Origin of the sequence: Pseudomonas paraglycinae (assembly GCF_021601625.1) — a bacterium.
Classification (GTDB): domain Bacteria; phylum Pseudomonadota; class Gammaproteobacteria; order Pseudomonadales; family Pseudomonadaceae; genus Aquipseudomonas; species Aquipseudomonas paraglycinae.
Genome location: NZ_BQHR01000013.1, coordinates 1 through 15,594, shown reverse-complemented (window position 1 = coordinate 15,594; position 15,594 = coordinate 1). Strand labels below are relative to the sequence as shown.

Annotated in this window: 22 protein-coding genes; 7 read left to right on the top strand and 15 right to left on the bottom strand. The window is 51.9% G+C overall.

Annotated features, from left to right (window positions below; translation table 11 throughout):
- Positions 1–5: 5 nt before the first annotated feature.
- The 5 genes from L6D82_RS19545 to L6D82_RS19525 are packed head-to-tail and all read right to left on the bottom strand — an operon-like array spanning position 6 to position 2,147.
- Positions 6–683 (bottom strand): phytanoyl-CoA dioxygenase family protein, encoded by a 678-nt coding sequence (locus L6D82_RS19545; protein ID WP_236191124.1) that lies wholly within the window; start codon positions 681–683, stop codon positions 6–8.
- 7 nt (positions 684–690) lie between these two features.
- The gene (locus L6D82_RS19540) at positions 691–1,092 is read right to left on the bottom strand and encodes a hypothetical protein (protein WP_085747425.1); all 402 of its coding nucleotides are present in this window, start codon (positions 1,090–1,092) and stop codon (positions 691–693) included.
- Positions 1,093–1,117: 25 nt separating this feature from the next.
- Positions 1,118–1,441, bottom strand: coding sequence for a gamma-glutamylcyclotransferase family protein (locus tag L6D82_RS19535; protein ID WP_102686752.1), 324 nt, complete (start codon positions 1,439–1,441; stop codon positions 1,118–1,120).
- The gene (locus tag L6D82_RS28700) at positions 1,392–1,697 is read right to left on the bottom strand and encodes a hypothetical protein (RefSeq protein ID WP_372239323.1); all 306 of its coding nucleotides are present in this window, start codon (positions 1,695–1,697) and stop codon (positions 1,392–1,394) included. Before L6D82_RS28700 ends, L6D82_RS19535 begins: the two co-directional genes overlap by 50 nt.
- A gap of 18 nt (positions 1,698–1,715) precedes the next feature.
- On the bottom strand, positions 1,716–2,147 hold the full coding sequence (locus tag L6D82_RS19525) for a bleomycin resistance protein (protein WP_102686753.1): 432 nt from the start codon (positions 2,145–2,147) through the stop codon (positions 1,716–1,718).
- Between the two features lie 208 nt (positions 2,148–2,355).
- Here L6D82_RS19525 and L6D82_RS19520 point away from each other — a divergent pair, with 208 nt between their 5' ends.
- Positions 2,356–2,802: an anti-virulence regulator CigR family protein gene (locus L6D82_RS19520; RefSeq protein WP_011333836.1), complete on the top strand. Its 447-nt coding sequence runs from the start codon at positions 2,356–2,358 to the stop codon at positions 2,800–2,802.
- 79 nt (positions 2,803–2,881) lie between these two features.
- On the opposite strand, the gene L6D82_RS19515 is transcribed toward L6D82_RS19520, so the two are convergent.
- From L6D82_RS19515 to L6D82_RS19505, 3 genes are all read right to left on the bottom strand, one after another.
- Entirely contained in the window at positions 2,882–3,226 is a 345-nt protein-coding gene (locus L6D82_RS19515; RefSeq protein WP_236191122.1) for a hypothetical protein, read from the bottom strand.
- 138 nt (positions 3,227–3,364) lie between these two features.
- Positions 3,365–4,417 (bottom strand): NAD(P)/FAD-dependent oxidoreductase, encoded by a 1,053-nt coding sequence (locus L6D82_RS19510; protein ID WP_236191111.1) that lies wholly within the window; start codon positions 4,415–4,417, stop codon positions 3,365–3,367.
- A 117-nt stretch (positions 4,418–4,534) separates the two neighbouring features.
- Positions 4,535–5,293 carry a sulfite exporter TauE/SafE family protein gene (locus L6D82_RS19505; RefSeq protein ID WP_236191109.1) on the bottom strand — a complete coding sequence of 253 codons (759 nt, stop codon included), beginning with the start codon at positions 5,291–5,293 and terminating at the stop codon, positions 4,535–4,537.
- Between the two features lie 157 nt (positions 5,294–5,450).
- Here L6D82_RS19505 and L6D82_RS19500 point away from each other — a divergent pair, with 157 nt between their 5' ends.
- The gene (locus L6D82_RS19500) at positions 5,451–5,723 is read left to right on the top strand and encodes a uracil-DNA glycosylase family protein (protein WP_236191107.1); all 273 of its coding nucleotides are present in this window, start codon (positions 5,451–5,453) and stop codon (positions 5,721–5,723) included.
- Positions 5,724–5,772: 49 nt separating this feature from the next.
- Positions 5,773–6,228, top strand: a complete 456-nt coding sequence (locus tag L6D82_RS19495; RefSeq protein WP_236191103.1) for a GNAT family N-acetyltransferase — start codon at positions 5,773–5,775, stop codon at positions 6,226–6,228.
- A 91-nt stretch (positions 6,229–6,319) separates the two neighbouring features.
- On the opposite strand, the gene yfcF is transcribed toward L6D82_RS19495, so the two are convergent.
- The 7 genes from yfcF to L6D82_RS19460 all read right to left on the bottom strand — a co-directional run bounded on the left by yfcF (position 6,320) and on the right by L6D82_RS19460 (position 10,865).
- A complete protein-coding gene (gene yfcF, locus L6D82_RS19490; protein ID WP_236191101.1) occupies positions 6,320–6,952 on the bottom strand; it encodes a glutathione transferase in 633 nt (210 codons plus the stop codon).
- A 196-nt stretch (positions 6,953–7,148) separates the two neighbouring features.
- Positions 7,149–7,796 carry an SMI1/KNR4 family protein gene (locus tag L6D82_RS19485; RefSeq protein ID WP_236191098.1) on the bottom strand — a complete coding sequence of 216 codons (648 nt, stop codon included), beginning with the start codon at positions 7,794–7,796 and terminating at the stop codon, positions 7,149–7,151.
- A gap of 155 nt (positions 7,797–7,951) precedes the next feature.
- On the bottom strand, positions 7,952–8,614 hold the full coding sequence (locus tag L6D82_RS19480) for a DUF2625 domain-containing protein (RefSeq protein ID WP_236191086.1): 663 nt from the start codon (positions 8,612–8,614) through the stop codon (positions 7,952–7,954).
- Between the two features lie 49 nt (positions 8,615–8,663).
- Positions 8,664–9,206, bottom strand: a complete 543-nt coding sequence (locus tag L6D82_RS19475) for an ATP-binding protein (RefSeq protein ID WP_236191332.1) — start codon at positions 9,204–9,206, stop codon at positions 8,664–8,666.
- Positions 9,207–9,350: 144 nt separating this feature from the next.
- Positions 9,351–9,710, bottom strand: a complete 360-nt coding sequence (locus L6D82_RS19470) for a DUF6124 family protein (RefSeq protein WP_085690572.1) — start codon at positions 9,708–9,710, stop codon at positions 9,351–9,353.
- Positions 9,711–10,067: 357 nt separating this feature from the next.
- Positions 10,068–10,424, bottom strand: coding sequence for a DUF7079 family protein (locus L6D82_RS19465; RefSeq protein WP_236191076.1), 357 nt, complete (start codon positions 10,422–10,424; stop codon positions 10,068–10,070).
- A 222-nt stretch (positions 10,425–10,646) separates the two neighbouring features.
- Positions 10,647–10,865, bottom strand: a complete 219-nt coding sequence (locus L6D82_RS19460; protein WP_011333849.1) for a hypothetical protein — start codon at positions 10,863–10,865, stop codon at positions 10,647–10,649.
- 355 nt (positions 10,866–11,220) lie between these two features.
- Between L6D82_RS19460 and L6D82_RS19455 the strand changes: the two genes are divergently transcribed.
- From L6D82_RS19455 to L6D82_RS19440, 4 genes are all read left to right on the top strand, one after another.
- Positions 11,221–12,441, top strand: a complete 1,221-nt coding sequence (locus tag L6D82_RS19455; protein ID WP_074690838.1) for an SIR2 family protein — start codon at positions 11,221–11,223, stop codon at positions 12,439–12,441.
- Complete coding sequence (locus L6D82_RS19450) at positions 12,441–14,312, top strand: ATP-binding protein (RefSeq protein WP_074690839.1); 1,872 nt, start codon at positions 12,441–12,443, stop codon at positions 14,310–14,312. Before L6D82_RS19455 ends, L6D82_RS19450 begins: the two co-directional genes overlap by 1 nt.
- Positions 14,313–14,321: 9 nt before the next feature.
- Positions 14,322–14,531 (top strand): KTSC domain-containing protein, encoded by a 210-nt coding sequence (locus L6D82_RS19445; protein WP_074690840.1) that lies wholly within the window; start codon positions 14,322–14,324, stop codon positions 14,529–14,531.
- 545 nt (positions 14,532–15,076) lie between these two features.
- Positions 15,077–15,460, top strand: a complete 384-nt coding sequence (locus tag L6D82_RS19440; protein ID WP_236191074.1) for a hypothetical protein — start codon at positions 15,077–15,079, stop codon at positions 15,458–15,460.
- The last annotated feature ends 134 nt before the right edge of the window (positions 15,461–15,594 follow it).

Below are 15,594 nucleotides of genomic sequence, written 5' to 3'. Positions count from 1 at the left end.
TGGTTTCACGATCCGAACGAAAAATCAGCGGGTTCGAACCGCTCGGACGTGTCCATTTGTATGTTGCGCAGGCCCACTGTTTCCAAGTGTGTTGCATAGAGCGAGTCGGAAAAAAAGGTGATCAACAGGGCGCGACGGCGTGCGCCGCTGGAGTTCAGGCTGCCCGCGTGGATCAGGTCGGCATCGAAGATCAGAATGTCGCCCGCGTTGCCCGTCAGTTGCACGGATCGGGACTCGTCAGTGAAATCGAACGGGGGCTCGTTCTGTGCAGGGCGATGACTGCCGGGAACGATGCGGGTTGCACCGTTTTCGGGTCCGTAATCGTCGAGGTACACCAGCGCGTTGACGGTGTCGCCGGGGCGTTGCGCCGACAAGTCGCGGTGCAGTTGTTGGTGGCCGCCATTGATGAGCGGTTCGCGGCCCTCGACCTGCGAGAGGAAGAAGCGCTCGCCGATCAACTCGCCCACCACCGCCAGCAAGGGTGGCAATCGGCACACGGCTTGAACGGTCGGGTCAGTGTCGAGCTGCGAATGGCGCCAGTCGATGCCGCGGGGCACGGGCCATTCGTTTGAGGGTTTGATGTCGGTATCGAATGCGATGCGAAGGGCGGCCAGCCACATGGTCGGAACCGCTCCAAAGAGCAGTGTGTAGCCTTTGCTATGGAGTAGTTCGCGGCTCGTCATGGCTTCATCAGTCTCCCTTTTTACAATCAGGGCGAGTATTGCCGACCGTTATCAAGCCGACGCGAACCTCGGTATCGCTGCCGTAACCCCAAGACAATCGGTTCCCGTAACTCACCAGATCGTAGATTTCGCTTTCGCCAAGTAGCTGATCATCGCGATTGTCGTACAAACGGAAAAACGCGGGAGATTCCCAGCGGACGAACCATTGGGTTTCGAAGGCGTCGTCCGGTGGTGCCTGCGGGTGAAGGAAGTTGGGCAGTAACCAGAAAGGTCTGAAAGTTTGCACCCTGAAGCAGCCATCTGGGCTGATATGAGCTGCGTAATCAGGCTTCGCCAACGCCTTTTCCCACCACTCGGAAACACCCCATAGTCCAACACAAAACACTAGCCCGGCCAGGAGGGTTTTCATCCGTCGAGAAATGGCCGAAGGCCGACTATTTGAGCGCGTAGACATAGGCATCCATTGCCGTCCCGTCATCCAGTGTCACCTTGGTCAACACGCGCTGATACTCAGCCCCTTCAAACTCATCCAGCGCCGCCCAGTGCTCGTGGAAATTCTCGGAAGCGAACACGTAGCCTTCGATCACATCGCCATCCTCGGCAATCACCAGACCGGGAAAGCCCATCGCCGCACCCCATCCGGCCTGCGACAGGCGCCCCTTCAGCGAAGCGGCCTGCCACGTGCCGCCGATGTTCAGCATCACATGCTCATTTGGCCGGCCAGGGCCCAGGGTTCCATAAACGAAAAGACGTTCCACGATTGCTCCTGCCAGTCAAAAAAGGGAGGGATCCTGACGGATGAACGATGCGCAGGCAAGACCGCGATCGGTTGTGCGTCGAGCGGGTCAGAAACCCGTCGATCAACGCCAACACCTGTTCCTGGATCACCTCACGGGAACGAGCGCCGCCGTCCGCACAGATGATGCCGTCGCCGGGCGAATACTCTTCGAGCAGGGGAATGGCCGGCGACTGCAATTCGCCCCTTCGAGGCCGTGCCAAATTGTCGTTTTTCATTGTTTTTATCTTCCTTGATCAAATCGTGCAAACAGGACGTTCGCCCAGACGTTCTACCAGTCTTACGAGATAACCGTCCGGATCCTGAACGAGAAATTCACGCTGGCCGACTTCGACATCGTCAGCGCGATACCAGGTGTCTTTGCAGGTTTTATAAAGTGGAATCTGGGCGGCGCCCAGTCTTTCGATGATGGGAGCAACCGCCTCAACGTCGATCTGCAGATTGACGCCTCTTCCGAAGGGCTTGCTCAGTTCCGCCGTCAGCCACTGGCCTGCATTCGGATCTACCTGCTCAAGCATGACTTGAGCGCCATTCAGGTCGAGGTAGGCGAAGCCATCTTCAGGGCGTTGATAAGCGATGGTGAAGCCCAGACAGGAGATCCAGAAAGCGAGGGTGGTCTGCAGATCCGTGACCATCAGTTCTGGAACCAGTTTGTTCCGTTCAAACATGAGTGAATTCCTTTTCGTTGAAGTCGGAGCGGCGGTGCCAGACTTCTTTCCCGCGATAATACGAGTCGGGCGCATGGTAAGCGCGAATCGGGGAGCACCGAAAGCTGCACGCATCGAGAATCGTCACAAACCGCGATGACAGGGCCATCTCTCCATGCCTGTAAAAAAACTGACTAGAATCCACATACACTCTTTCAAGGAACGACCCATGTCCGGTTTACGCACGTTGATTGCGACCACGACCTGTATTGCGCTGTTGAGCACTTCGGTGTCAGCGCTGGCCGATCCTGGCAATGGAAAGGGGCAGGGCAAAGGCAACCCGCATAACAGCCAGGATCATGGCAATCAGGGGAAAAAAGGCGGGGGCGGTTATCAGGGGCACGGCCCAAGTATCGATCGCGGCGGGGTGATCGGGATTGTGGACGGCTATCGTGGCTACTGGACCCCAGGCCCGGCGTTGCCGCCCGGCATTCAGAAGAACCTGGCGCGGGGCAAACCGCTGCCGCCCGGTATTGCGAAGAAGCTCGATGGTCGACTGGTCGGCAGACTGCCGCACTACGACGGCTACGAATGGCAGCAGGTCGGCACCGATCTGATCCTGGTCGCGCTGGCCACCGGGCTGATTTATGAAGTGCTCAATGGCGCCTTCGATTGAAAAATAGACCTGTCCCAATATGAAAAAGCCCGGCGGATAAGGCCGGGCTTTCGTCGGGTACTGCGGTGAAACCCTTCATTCAGACGTTACGACGTTCGATCAGACGGTCCGAACCACCTTCTGCTACCGCATCACTGAACAGCGGGTCCGTTTCGGTTGCGGCCACTGCATCACTGAACAGTGGGTCGGTTTCGGTCGCGGCAACGGCATCGCTGAACAGTGGATCAGTCTGGGTCGCAGCAGCAACCGCATCACTGAACAATGGATCGGTTTGAGTCGCAGAGGCAACAGCATCGCTGAACAGTGGGTCGGTTTGAGTCGCAGCGGCAACCGCATCGCTGAACAGTGGATCGGTTTCAGTCGCCGCAAAAGCATTCAGGGCGAAGAGCGAGAAGGCGATACCGAGGAGGGTTTGGCGTTTCATGGTTCTGTACTCCGTGTGCAGTGGGTTGGTATGGAGCAGATCCTACGCTTTCGATTTGATATGAGAACTTCATTGAATTAATGGTTGTTATTGATGCGGTCAATGGGAGTGCTCGGCCCGGCCACCGCGGGCTTGTTCTTACGTCTTGAAAAAACGGTCAGGCCGGCATGGCGCCAGGGCAGGTGAAACCTGAACGTCGATCAGCTCGTCACTGACCAGGCGGCCTGCGACTGCAGCGAGTGTGACGCCAGGGTGCATCGTACAAACGTACATTGCGCCGATCCCGGGCAGATAACCGATGATGGGCACGCCGTCCGCAGGCATGGGTCTGAGCCCGATACACGCCAATTCTGGCTCAATGGAAATGATATCCGCCAACTCGTTTCGGATGGCCGCCGCGGTTCGTTGCGCTATGGCTTGCGGGCGGTTCTCCAGGGAGTTGTCCAGATAGTCTTCCGCCGCCAGCAAGATCCCTTGCGAATCCTGTCTGACTTCCATCTCAGGACTGGAGATCAGGGTATACACCCGATCGGGTTGCATCCTGTAGCGGATGAAAACAGCGGGCGAGGTCTCGATCGGAAGGGACAGGTTCAGAGTTTCAGTCAGTTGCTTGATGCCCGTTCCTGCGGCCAATACGACCACGTCAGCTTCGATGGCACCCGTTGCGGTTTCGACGCCAGTCACCGTTGCATCGCGGAGGGTAAGACCCTGCACTCGGGTATGCACCAGTACCGTCGCTCCAAGAGCCTGAGCACCGGCGATCAACGCACGGGTGGCTTGCACGGCGTCCAATGCGCCTTCCTGTGGATTGTAAAAGGCTTGTCGAGGGGGATTTTTGAGGTTCGGCTCAAGGTCGAGAATTTGTGCTTGAGTGAGCAGGTTGGCTGAAGCTTCCAGGTCTGTGCCGGGCGGATAACTCAGGGCGCCCGTCCAGTGAATCTTCAGGTCCGGCAGTTCCGCTTCGAGCCGGTGATACTCCTGGATTGCTGCAGCGCGCAGTTGCGCAATGGGATCAGGCCCACTTTGCGACGTGTTGATCCACGCAAACGAGCGCCCGGTCACGCCACTCGCGACCTCACCGGCCTCGATCACAGTGACCTGCGCACCTTTGCAAGCCAGGTGATAAGCGACGGACGCACCCACGATGCCGGCACCGATGACAATCACGCGCCTTGCACTCTCTGTTTTCAAATCAACCTCCAGGTTGTCGATTCGCAATGGTATGAAGCCTATTTCATCCGTCCAGCATTCGGATCAATCGGTTGCCGTGCGGGCATTCAAATTACCCCGGCCCGGCCTGAACTTCGTTCAGGTCATATATCCCCCGACTCCATCCCACAACAGCTTCAGCGCCGTGACCACCAGCAAGCCATAACAGGCGCGGTACATCTGACGCTGGTCCAGTCGGGCGTGCAACCGCCAACCCAGCCAGACGCCGCAGGGTACAGCGAGCAAGCTGACGAGCATCAGTGTCAGGACGTTGCCGGTAGGTTTGGCCAGCAGCAGCCATGGCACTGCCTTGAGAAGATTGCCCACGGTGAAAAACAGGCTGGTCGTTCCGGCATACATCTGCTTGCTCAGCCCCAGCGGCAGCAGATAGATCGCCAGTGGCGGCCCGCCGGAATGCGCCACCATCGTCGTAATACCCGAAGTAATGCCGGCAGCCACGGCTTTGGGAGAGGAGCGCGGCCGCACTTGCACTTCTCCGCCCGCCTTGAACCACAAACCGACAAACAACAGCGTGATCGCCGCCATGACGATGGCGATGGCGCGGTGGTCCAGTACCCGGAAAAGCAAATAGCCGGCACCGATGCCGACGATCAAACCTGGTACCAACAACTTCAGGTCGGGTTTTGACCAGGTGGAAGGCTTCCAGTAGCGCAGGCTGAACAGATCCATGGCGACGAACAATGGCGCCAGCAGCCCGCCAGCCGTGATCGGGTCCATCACCAGCGACAGCAGCGGAATCCCGACAATCGCAAAGCCGCCGCCGAACGCGCCCTTCATGAAGCAGATCAGGAACACGCCGGCGAAGGTGACGAGGAGGGTGGTGACGGTCAGATCCACGGCGTGTGCTCACTTCATTTCGGGCGGGGAGTGGCCTTAATTTCGCTCACGGTCAGCAGGATGAACAGTTACAGTTTCGAGGCCGATCCACGGACCAGTTGCCAACTGGATCGAATGTGGGCCTTGGGCAAAGCTCGGCTTGGGGAGATAGGGGCATATGCGGCTTGAAGACATCCTGACCGAAGACCTTTACGTGGTGTTCTGCGGAATCAATCCGGGCTTATTGGCGGCAGCGGGTATCCGGCAAGAAGTCGATCAAGTGGGGCTGCAAGAGGACACGTTCGGCGGCGCTGACGTCTGGATTCTGCCCAATCCCAGCGGGCGCAATCTGGCGTTCAATCAGGCGCAACTGGTGACGGTGTATCGTCGGCTTTACCTGGCAACACGCGAAACCATGATCGACTCCCGGTCCGGGATGGGTTTTATATAACGCAGCTCGTATTTCCCATTTTTTTATGACGCGCAAGGAGCGGCCCTTGATGGATTACCTGATTCGAAACGCTACGAATGCAGATGCGCCAGCGATCAGTCGAACGATCCTCAATGCTTTGCGCGCGTCGAACGTTAAGGACTACTCCGCCGAAATCATCGAGCAAGTGGCGCAAAGTTTTTCTCCCCCGGCGATCCTTCATCTGTTGGCTGAGCGTCAAGTCCTCGTAGCTACAACCGGCAGCCATATCGTTGCAACCGCGAGTCTGGATAACGACATTGTCCGAAGTGTGTTTGTCGATCCGTGCCATCAAGGAAAGGGCGTCGGAAGACGCCTGATGGAGAGGATTCAATCACTTGCCATCAATGCAGGTCTGAACCAGCTGCGTGTGCCTTCTTCAGTCACTGCAGAAGGCTTCTATGCTTCGCTTGGGTTTGAAAAGGTTCGAGACGAGTTTCACGGGGCGGAGCGCACGGTCATCATGGCGAAGGCATTGGAGCTGTAGCGCCTCAGAGTGCAGAGAGAAATGGGGACAAGAGAGAAATGGGGACAGATTTATTTTCTGAAAAATACATCTGTCCCCATTTTTAGTACCGCTAAATTCGAGGTCGTTCCAGCTTGATCCAATCTTGTACTGTCGGGCGCTGCCATTGGCGTTGAGTGTAATCCTCCAGTTGAGCCGGCACCGTGTCTCCGTTGAGTATCAATCGGTTCAGCATCAACGCGAGATCAACATCGGCGATCGACCATTCACCAAAAAGGTAGTCCGGATTGTCGGTAAGCAGCCATTGAGCGACATCAATCAACTTTTGCTTGGCAGCCTCAGCCGACGCTGACAACGGTCCGTATTTCTGACCATAGAAGACCACAAGGGTAGAGCGTTCCTGTCGGATCGGGAGCAAATCACTGCGCAGCCACGCCTGAACTTGCCTCGCTACCGCGCGCTTCTGTGGGTGCCGGGGGTAAACAGCTGTCTGGGGGAATACATCTTCCAGGTATTCCGTGATCGCCGATGATTCCGACAACGCAAAGTCGCCATGCACGAGGGTAGGCACTCTCTGAGTCAGCGAAAGACGGGCGTAATCGCTGGCCTGGTTTTCCAGTTTGTCCAGGTCCAAGGTACTCATTTCGAACTCGATTCCCTTTTCTCGAAGGGCCACAAAGCACGACATTGCGTAGGGACTGGTGAATTGAGCATCGACGTAAAGGCGCAGGCTTGAGTCATTCATAGCGTCATCTCCATATGCAGAATGGCCACGCTAAAAGATTGGGCGCTTTAAATAAAATTCATGTTTTTTATGGGGGCATTCCTGTCAGGAATGCAGTACCACAGGAATGGGGACGGAGCTATTTTTTCACCACCGGATAAATAGATCTGTCCCCATTTTTAGATAAATAGATCTGTCCCCATTTTTATCCACTACGTTAAGCAGATTGCGCCCCGAACAGAACGGGAACCGCGTCCAGAAAATGAAACATCTCAGGCGTCCTGGTGTTCAAGCTTCGCGAACCATCATCTTCCTCCTCGATCATGAAGTTACCGCTTTCGAGTTGATCGACCAGCCACTCCATAAACGCGGCAACGGAGGTGGCAACGACGTATTTGTCGTCTTCGTCGCTGCCAAAGTTGATGACCTGACCCACAGTGCCAAGTGCTCCCGGGGCCAGATCGACTCCGAGATGGTTACCACCGTAGTCGTAGGCGAAGGGAATCCAATATTTGCTGGCGTACAGTTTCTGGACAGCATCGGGAGTTCCTGACGTGCAGAAGGCACTCGCCTCGGTCATTTCTTCGGACGACCATCCATCGATAATGCTTTTCCAGGACTCCCAATTGTCCCTGGCTTTTGCCAGCGACAGAAATTCAAGACCATAGAAGGGACCTGAATTCGCAGCGCCGCGTTGCCCGTCACGCCACTTGTAGAGTGCCTTCAAACTCTCGGGAAAAGACCTGCCTACCAGGCTTTCGAACTCGGCGATTTCGGCGTCCGAGCATCCCGGCGCCAGATCCTCAAGTGTTTCAGGGATGTTGGCTTCCAACCATTTTTCGAGTCGTTCCGTCACTGCTTTCATTAACGCTTTCCCAGCATGAAAAGCCTGCACGCTAACGTAGCTTGGGGATTTGTGAAAGGCGTGATGAAGGTTGAGCCAGAGCTGCTTGCGGCAATCGATCTTGCCAATCGGCTTGGTTACCAGCGCACTTTGACTCGCTGCCGGCCTACATTACTTTAATCAGGATTGATCGCGGGGGCCTGCAACTGGCCGGCTAATGTGCGGTTCAAGTCATATTGTTCAGCCATGCTGACAACCCTGCGCGCGCTTATTGCCACTGAGCCCTCTTGTGTCCATAGGAATGGGTAGAAAGACACGCATTGATCACCGCTCACACGCTGAATGTCATCGCGCCAGGATTCCCAACGCAGGCCCTCATAAAAGGCCGCCGTACGATTGCTCACAGCCCATTCCAAGAAGGCGGTATAACCGATGCCCAATGGCTCCCAAAGCAGATTATCGGGCGCCCAGTAGTACACCGCTCCCACATCATCACCCAAGCCGCCGCCATTGATGGAAAAGCATCCACCTGCCGCGTCATCTGCCACCAGCAGATGTCCTTGCGCCCGTCCCTCGCTCCATCCCGCCAGGGTCCTTGTGAGTTTTTGATGACCTGAACCAAGAATACGAAGCCAGCCATGATCAAGCAGTATCCCGCCAGTCTCAAATGCTATAGCCCCCAAAGTCGACTTGGTCGTGACCTGTAGCTGTAGAAGAACGCTGGTGTTTTGAGGTGAGGGCGGAAGCAAGTCGTAGGGGCAGTCGGCCTGCTCCAGCATTTCCCGTATGTAGATCATGGCGGGGTCATTAATTTCAACCAAATCTGCTATGCATTTCATTAGTCGATCCTTGATAGCAAGAATTCTACCGGGCTCTGAGCGTTTCGAGCTATTGCGAGACTTGCGACAACGCCCGAATGACCTCCGACGCCATCGCTTCAGGGCTGTTCACCCCGTCAACCCGCAGCACCGGCGCCGTTTGCGCGGCTAGCCATCGTTCGTGCCACGCGCGGTTGCGTCCTGAAAACTCCGGATTGTCATATTCCGAGGCCCATTCCCGAAAAGCCACATGGATCTTGTGCATGTCGCCACCGGGTGCGATCCGATCGCCAAAGCGCTCCTTTTCACGTGCTGCCAGCCGTTCAAGGCGAACGGGCGTGGGCGTCACGACAAACACAATCAGATCGGCCTGGGTCAGCAGCGCTTCGCCCCACACCATGCAAGAACCGGTCAGCACCCAACCATCGTCCCCGAAGGTTTGCTGGATCAACGACACGCGCTCGGCGGGAGGGCGCTTGGTCGTGAAAGGAGGGTTGGTCGGCATCCAGAAAAAATCATCGACATCGACCTGCTGCACACCGAGCTGAGCCGCGAGGTTTTGCCCCAGCGTGGTCACGCCCGCACACGACGCGCCTGTAATGTAAATCCGCACTTTATCCTCCATGAACACACGTCGATTACGAGGCCGGCACGATATCCCATGCCAGCCTGCGTCGCACTTGTTCCTGCCACAAAACGGGCCGTAACGAATACGCTGTAGAAGCAGCCACCGACTGCCCCTACAGCCATCGCCGGGTTACGCGACCTCGACGTGATCCAGCGCCTGATTAACCGCCAGCTCGGCAATCATCACCACCTGCGCAATACCGATCGCCGTCTTGCGATGCGACGGATCGAGCGTGGCCGCGAAATTACTCAGCATCTCACTGGCTGCACCGAGGTTTTCGCTGGCATTGGCCAGCAAACATTCGGTGTTGTACTTCGGATTGGCTAGGTACATCCGCTCGGGCTCGTTCAAGGACGACATGATCCCGGCGGCAGGGAAGAGGTAATGATCCAGCGCACGCTCGGCGGCGTCGTGGAGTTTTTTGGAGTTGGGGGATTCGTAGGGGGAAGTGGGGTCGGTTTCGGGTGGGTTGGGTGTTGGTTTGATCATGATGTATCTCCTGGAAAGCAATCTAGGAGCCATCACCCTTCGCTACCAAACGTAAGGTGGTGGCCATGCTCAGGTTGGTAGACCGGTCCAGGAACCCGGCGCTTCCGAAGAAGCCCTGCGCACGGCCACCATAAAAAAGCAGAGATGAGAACGATCCCTGCAAAGAGGTGGCGCTATGCGCCTGGAAATACCGGGCTACCAAACCCGATCACTGATTTTCAGTGACCCCAGAACGATAAAAGCCGCATGCCAGGCGCACAAGCCGGCGGATTCTGGCGTAGTCGTAGGCAATGACGCAAGGCGTTGTAGCCTTGGGGAAGTTACGGCGGGTTGCTTTAAACGAACCTGTTTAAGCGTTCAAAGCCTGGAGGAAATCTCCCTCCAGATGTAGTCATAGTTGTATTGCAGCCAGCGAACCAACGCCTTATCAAACTGCCTGCGAAACCAGCTGTTCTCCCTCGCTGCCAGCCTTTCCTCGATCATTGCCCTGAGCGAGTCTGGATCAAAGCCAGTCCATACCGGAGGCACAGCAGCCACAAGGTTGGTGAAGCACACCGGCGCGACCTCTGAATAAAGGATTTCGTAGAGCACGTCAGGATCGATGCCTCTGACCTCCGCCGCTACGTAATCGTATTCGACCGGCAAATCGTTGAAAGGCCAGGAGAGTGCAGCTCTGACGTCGGTCAGCTGAGGCTCAGTCAGAAAATGTCCCAAAACCAAAACTCCTTTAGTTCGCCACTCAGTGGATGAGGACAAAAGACGGGGATATTTCTTGAGAGATAGTACTGGGCTTTATTGGCAGAAAGGGAACGGAGGGATTTTCAGAATTTCGGAAAATGCGGGATTTATGCGAGCCATTCGCGGTGGGCGAGAGCGCTTGGCACGGAACCAAGCGCTCAGGGTAGGGCGGGGCACTTACGGCTCCACCCTGAGGTTTCAGTTTTTGCTGGCGTTCAGCTTGCGCAGTTCTTCGTAGGTCGCCGACTGGACGAACCAGAAGCCGGAAATGATGCACCAGCACAGGGTGCCGGCCACGAAGATACCCAGCGCCGGCAAGAACCCGCTGGTGAAAATCGCGACGATAGCGACCAGCCAGATGAATGCCAAGGAGAGATAGAGGACGGTGTTGTTGACGCTGATGACGAAGTCTTTCACGAGGGCATATTCCTTGCGGGATGTAGAAAAAATTCCCCCTCTCCGGGGGGAGGCGCAAGCATGCTATCACAGTGCCTTCATTGGCCAAGAGAAGGGGCTCATCTTGTGAAAATAAATTCGTCCCCTATTTTCTCGTGTTGTTGCGACTGAAACGCTGCTGCTGAAGGGCTCAAAAACCGTTCCCCGTTCATACATGTCACTGACATGGCATTTCGCTATAAAAGCGCTAGTATCAACGCAAGCTAACCTGCAGGGTTCAGTCACCGCACGCAGGGAAACATCAGGCGGGATGCCATGTTAAGCCCCTCTGATTTGGGAATAATTGAAGTATTTATTTCAGAGAGGTAATGGTTGAATGGAAGGAGTTCATGATCCTGTTAGACACTTAAAATATCTTCGTCAATCCTTGTCGCAAGATAATGAGTCCATTGGCTTCTTTCTATCAGCAGGCTGTCCTCTATCAGTTAGTATGCCGACTGATGAATGGCCATTAATTCCTGATGTGGCGAATCTTACAAGATTTATTAATGACCATCTTACTGGTGACGCTCATTATCAAGTTCTCTTGGCTGAATTGGTTAAGGCAGAAAGGAACTCCGAAAATATAGAGGATATTTTAAGCTTTTTAAGAAGCCTTTCGGCTGTGTCAAAGGGCGGAGATGTCAGAGGCTTGAGCGAGGAGGCGTTATTAGAGTTAGAGAGGAAAGTTTGCAAAATTATTGTTAAAAAAATTGATGTGTTACTTCCAAATCAAGATACGCCATATCATCAATTGTGTAAGTGGATTCGCTCCATTGACAGAAAAACTCCCGTCGAGATTTTTACCACGAATTACGATTTGTTGATGGAGCAGTCTCTGGAAGATCTGGAGATTGAGTATTTTGACGGATTCGTGGGTGCCCGGAGATCTTTTTTTGATTTGAGGGCGTTGGAGGATAATCTAATACCAATTCACTGGACTAGACTTTGGAAGATTCACGGGTCAATTAATTGGTATAAAGTGGATGCGGCTAATCAAAAAAAGGTCTATCGATCTTCGGAGATTAAAGAGGACGCATCTCACTTGATATATCCTTCGCATTTGAAGTATGAAGAAAGTCGGAAGATGCCCTATCTTGCGCTAATTGATCAGCTAAATCGTTTTATTCGGAAAAAATCGTCATTGCTAATTATGTCTGGCTATTCATTTAATGACGGTCATTTAAATGACGCCATAGTAAATGCTCTAAAAGCTAATCCTACTGCGATGGTCCTTGCTCTGATGTATGGGGATTTTGAGGAGTCGCTTTCTGCCACGGAGCAGAAAGAACGATATCCAGAAGCGTATCGCCTAGCAAAAAATCAGCATAATCTAAATGTCTGGACCTTCAATAAAGCGATCATAGGCACTAACATAGGTCGGTGGGCTTTGTTTCCCGAAAGTGATGATTCTGATGTTGATATAAAAGCGTTTGTTACGTCTTCTACATCTGGTGATGAATCAGGTCGAACAGTAAGCTCTGTCAAGTTGGGTGATTTTTCTGTATTTACAAGCTTCCTCAAAAGAATAATTGGTTCGGCTCAAGGAGGCAGTTAATGGCTAGTAAGGAAACATATCTGGGTGACGTTCAAGATGTGAATGGGACGGCGGTTAGTATTTCCTTATCCAAACAGTCTCTTACAGGTTTTATATACATAGATGGCCAAGGATATAGAGTTGGGCAAATCGGAAGCTTTGTGAGGATACCTATAGGGTTTTCCGATTTGTTCGGAATTGTTAGCCAGGTTGGCGCTAGTGCTGTTCCGGAGAGCAAGACGAATAGCGACGCTCAAAGTAATCGTTGGATGAGAATTCAACTTGTCGGAGAGGGGCAGCGCAACGGGTCATTCCAAAGAGGTTTGTCGCAATACCCTACTATTGGAGATGAAGTTCATTTAGTTTCGGAAAAGGAACTAAAGGCAATTTATGGTCGGCCTGAAAAGCCTTATTTTGTAAAGCTCGGACATGTTTCAAATGCAGAGTCAATTCCTGCTCTTATAGATATAAATAAGCTTATTACCCGGCATTCTGCTGTCGTGGGTACTACGGGGTCAGGAAAATCAACAACTATAGCAAGCATTATGAATGCCTTGTCCGATAATTCAAAATATCCGTCCGCCCGAATTATTATGCTCGATTTGCATGGAGAATATGGGTCAGCTCTAAGTGATAAGGCTGACATTTTTAAGATAAGCTCAATCAAGTCATCTAAAACTAAAGAGAACGAACTGCAAATTCCATTTTGGGCATTGAATTTTGACGAGCTCTGCGAGATAAGTTTTGGTGAGTTTAGCAACGAAAAAGAAAAAAATATTGTTATGGAGAGAGTCCATAAGTTGAAGGTGGATTCGGTTGCGAAGCACCCTAAGGCTGGTGCTTCTTTGGACTCAATAAGTGTGGATTCCCCCATACCTTTTAGTATTCATCATCTTTGGTATGAGCTTTTTGTCGAAACATTTGCAACGTACTACAAAGGGCGCCCAGGTAAACCGATGGATAATCTCGCCTACGAGCTTGATGCTAAAGGGAACGAATTAAAGGGGAATCCTTCAATAGGTATTCCACCAATATTCAAAAATGTTGTTAACGAGGCTGGCGAGGAAAAAATAAATTATCTGCCGAGTTCGCTGAATATCGGTAAAAACGTTTTGCTGCTTGGCACAAAACTTCGAATCCCTAGGTATGATTTTATATTTCGCCCGGGTGATTGGATGCCTGAGGAGGATGGTCGTGTGACGAGCGACTTGGATAAGCTTCTTGAAAGTTGGATTGGTGGAAAGGCTGTTTCAATTTTGGATTTGTCTGGTGTTCCTCCAGATATTTTGCAAACTACTATAGGTGCCGTGCTTAGGATATTATATGAAGCTCTTTTCTGGGCGAGAAACTTATCTCAGGGTGGCAGGCATCGACCATTGTTAATTGTTATGGAAGAGGCTCATATATATCTAAATGATAGCGCCAAGGGTATGGCTTCAAAAATTGTACAGCGAATTGTAAAGGAAGGGCGAAAGTATGGCATTGGGGCAATGATAGTGAGCCAACGTCCATCAGAAATTGATCCTACAGTTCTTTCTCAATGTGGAACTTTTTTTGCCCTCCGGCTAGCCAATTCAACAGATCGCGCGCACATCACCTCGGCGCTGTCTGATAATTTAGATGGATTAACTAGCATGCTTCCAATTTTGAGGACCGGAGAAGCTATCATTTTAGGTGAAGCGGTAAAGCTTCCTATGAGAACGTCTATTCAAGCACCTCCAAAGAATCGAAGACCTGATAGTCAAGATCCTGTTGTATACGACGAGTTGCCAATGGATGAATCGCTTGCTCCGGGTGGCTGGGGGATAAAGATGGAGGATAGTCCTAACTATGAAGAATTGGTAGAGACGTGGCGTGCTCAAAATCCAAGAATTGAAAAAGTAAAACCATAGGGGAAAGTTATGGAACGAGTTTCTGTGTCATCTTCGAACGTAGAATCAGTGGGCTATGATGAAGAAAGTGAGACTTTAGAGGTAGAGTTTAAGAATGGTACGCTCTATCAGTATTTTGATGTGCCGAAAAGTATCTTCATTGGTTTGATAGGTGCCGATTCAGTTGGGGGGTATCTTGCCGAAAATGTTAAAGGCGTTTTCAGATATTCCCGAGCCTGAAGAGAACCCGAAAATAAAAGAAAGAGGGGCGAATTTTCTATTCGAAGCAAGATAAATCAGCCCCTCTGCTTATATTTCGGTGCAGTTTAGGATTCAATAATTTTATAGTTATGTGGCTTGAAATCTCAAAAAATTGGAGGGTTGCAGAGTTGTAAATAAGTATAAGTTCTTGGTAGATTGCTAAATTTTTATCAAGTAAAGGTGCAAGGTTCTGGAATGTGGATTTGTTTTGTTATTCTAATTAATTCTATAGTCGAAAAATATGAGTATATGTAGTCGATGTGGTAATTCAATAGACTTTCGATATGTAAAACGGTAGATGCATACCGATACATTCACAGGGCGGATGTATCCATCCAGGTAATTCGAAGGTTTTTGACTATTCAGGTTATACGATTAGTTCAGAAAGCAATTGCTTTTGTACGAGCTGTCCAGTATGTAAAGGGGAAGTTTACTTCATTCGGCACAATGGTGGTTCAGTCTGGATTGATCCTCCACTAGGACCTCCATGGTTTAAGCATGCATGTTTCGAGCCTGATGCAAGCGTGCAGAACGCTCTGTTCTCCATTGGTGAAGGTCAGTTCAGTCCTGTTGGTGATGAGATTATAGGTGTCGTCAAAGCTTGCAATGTTGATGGGTTAAAAACTTATACCAATATAACAATTGAGACGGGGAGGTCGAAGTCTATCAATTTGAGAATAAAAAATAATGCGGGTTTTCTCTTGGGCAAGTTGTGTGTATATGAGCCTGCTTTTGGTCGCATACGGCCACTGGATGAGCCATCGTACGTGTTTGGTACTGATAAGTGGGTTAATAGAAAGATTAAGGTTCTGGCAAAGAAGGATTTGGTTGTCTGTTTGAAGTGTAAGAAGAAAGTGAAGGAGCAAGATTTGAAGCGGCATATGATAAAAGTGCATGGGTACTTTTGATGATTTTTTATTCCTATGGTTTTTTGGATTTTTTCGTCACCAATTGCTTCATTTTCAATAGGCAAAACCTCTTTTGTTACGTAGGGGCAGTTCAAAGGGAAATGGAAATATTTAGGCCTTAACCCACCGCCCCC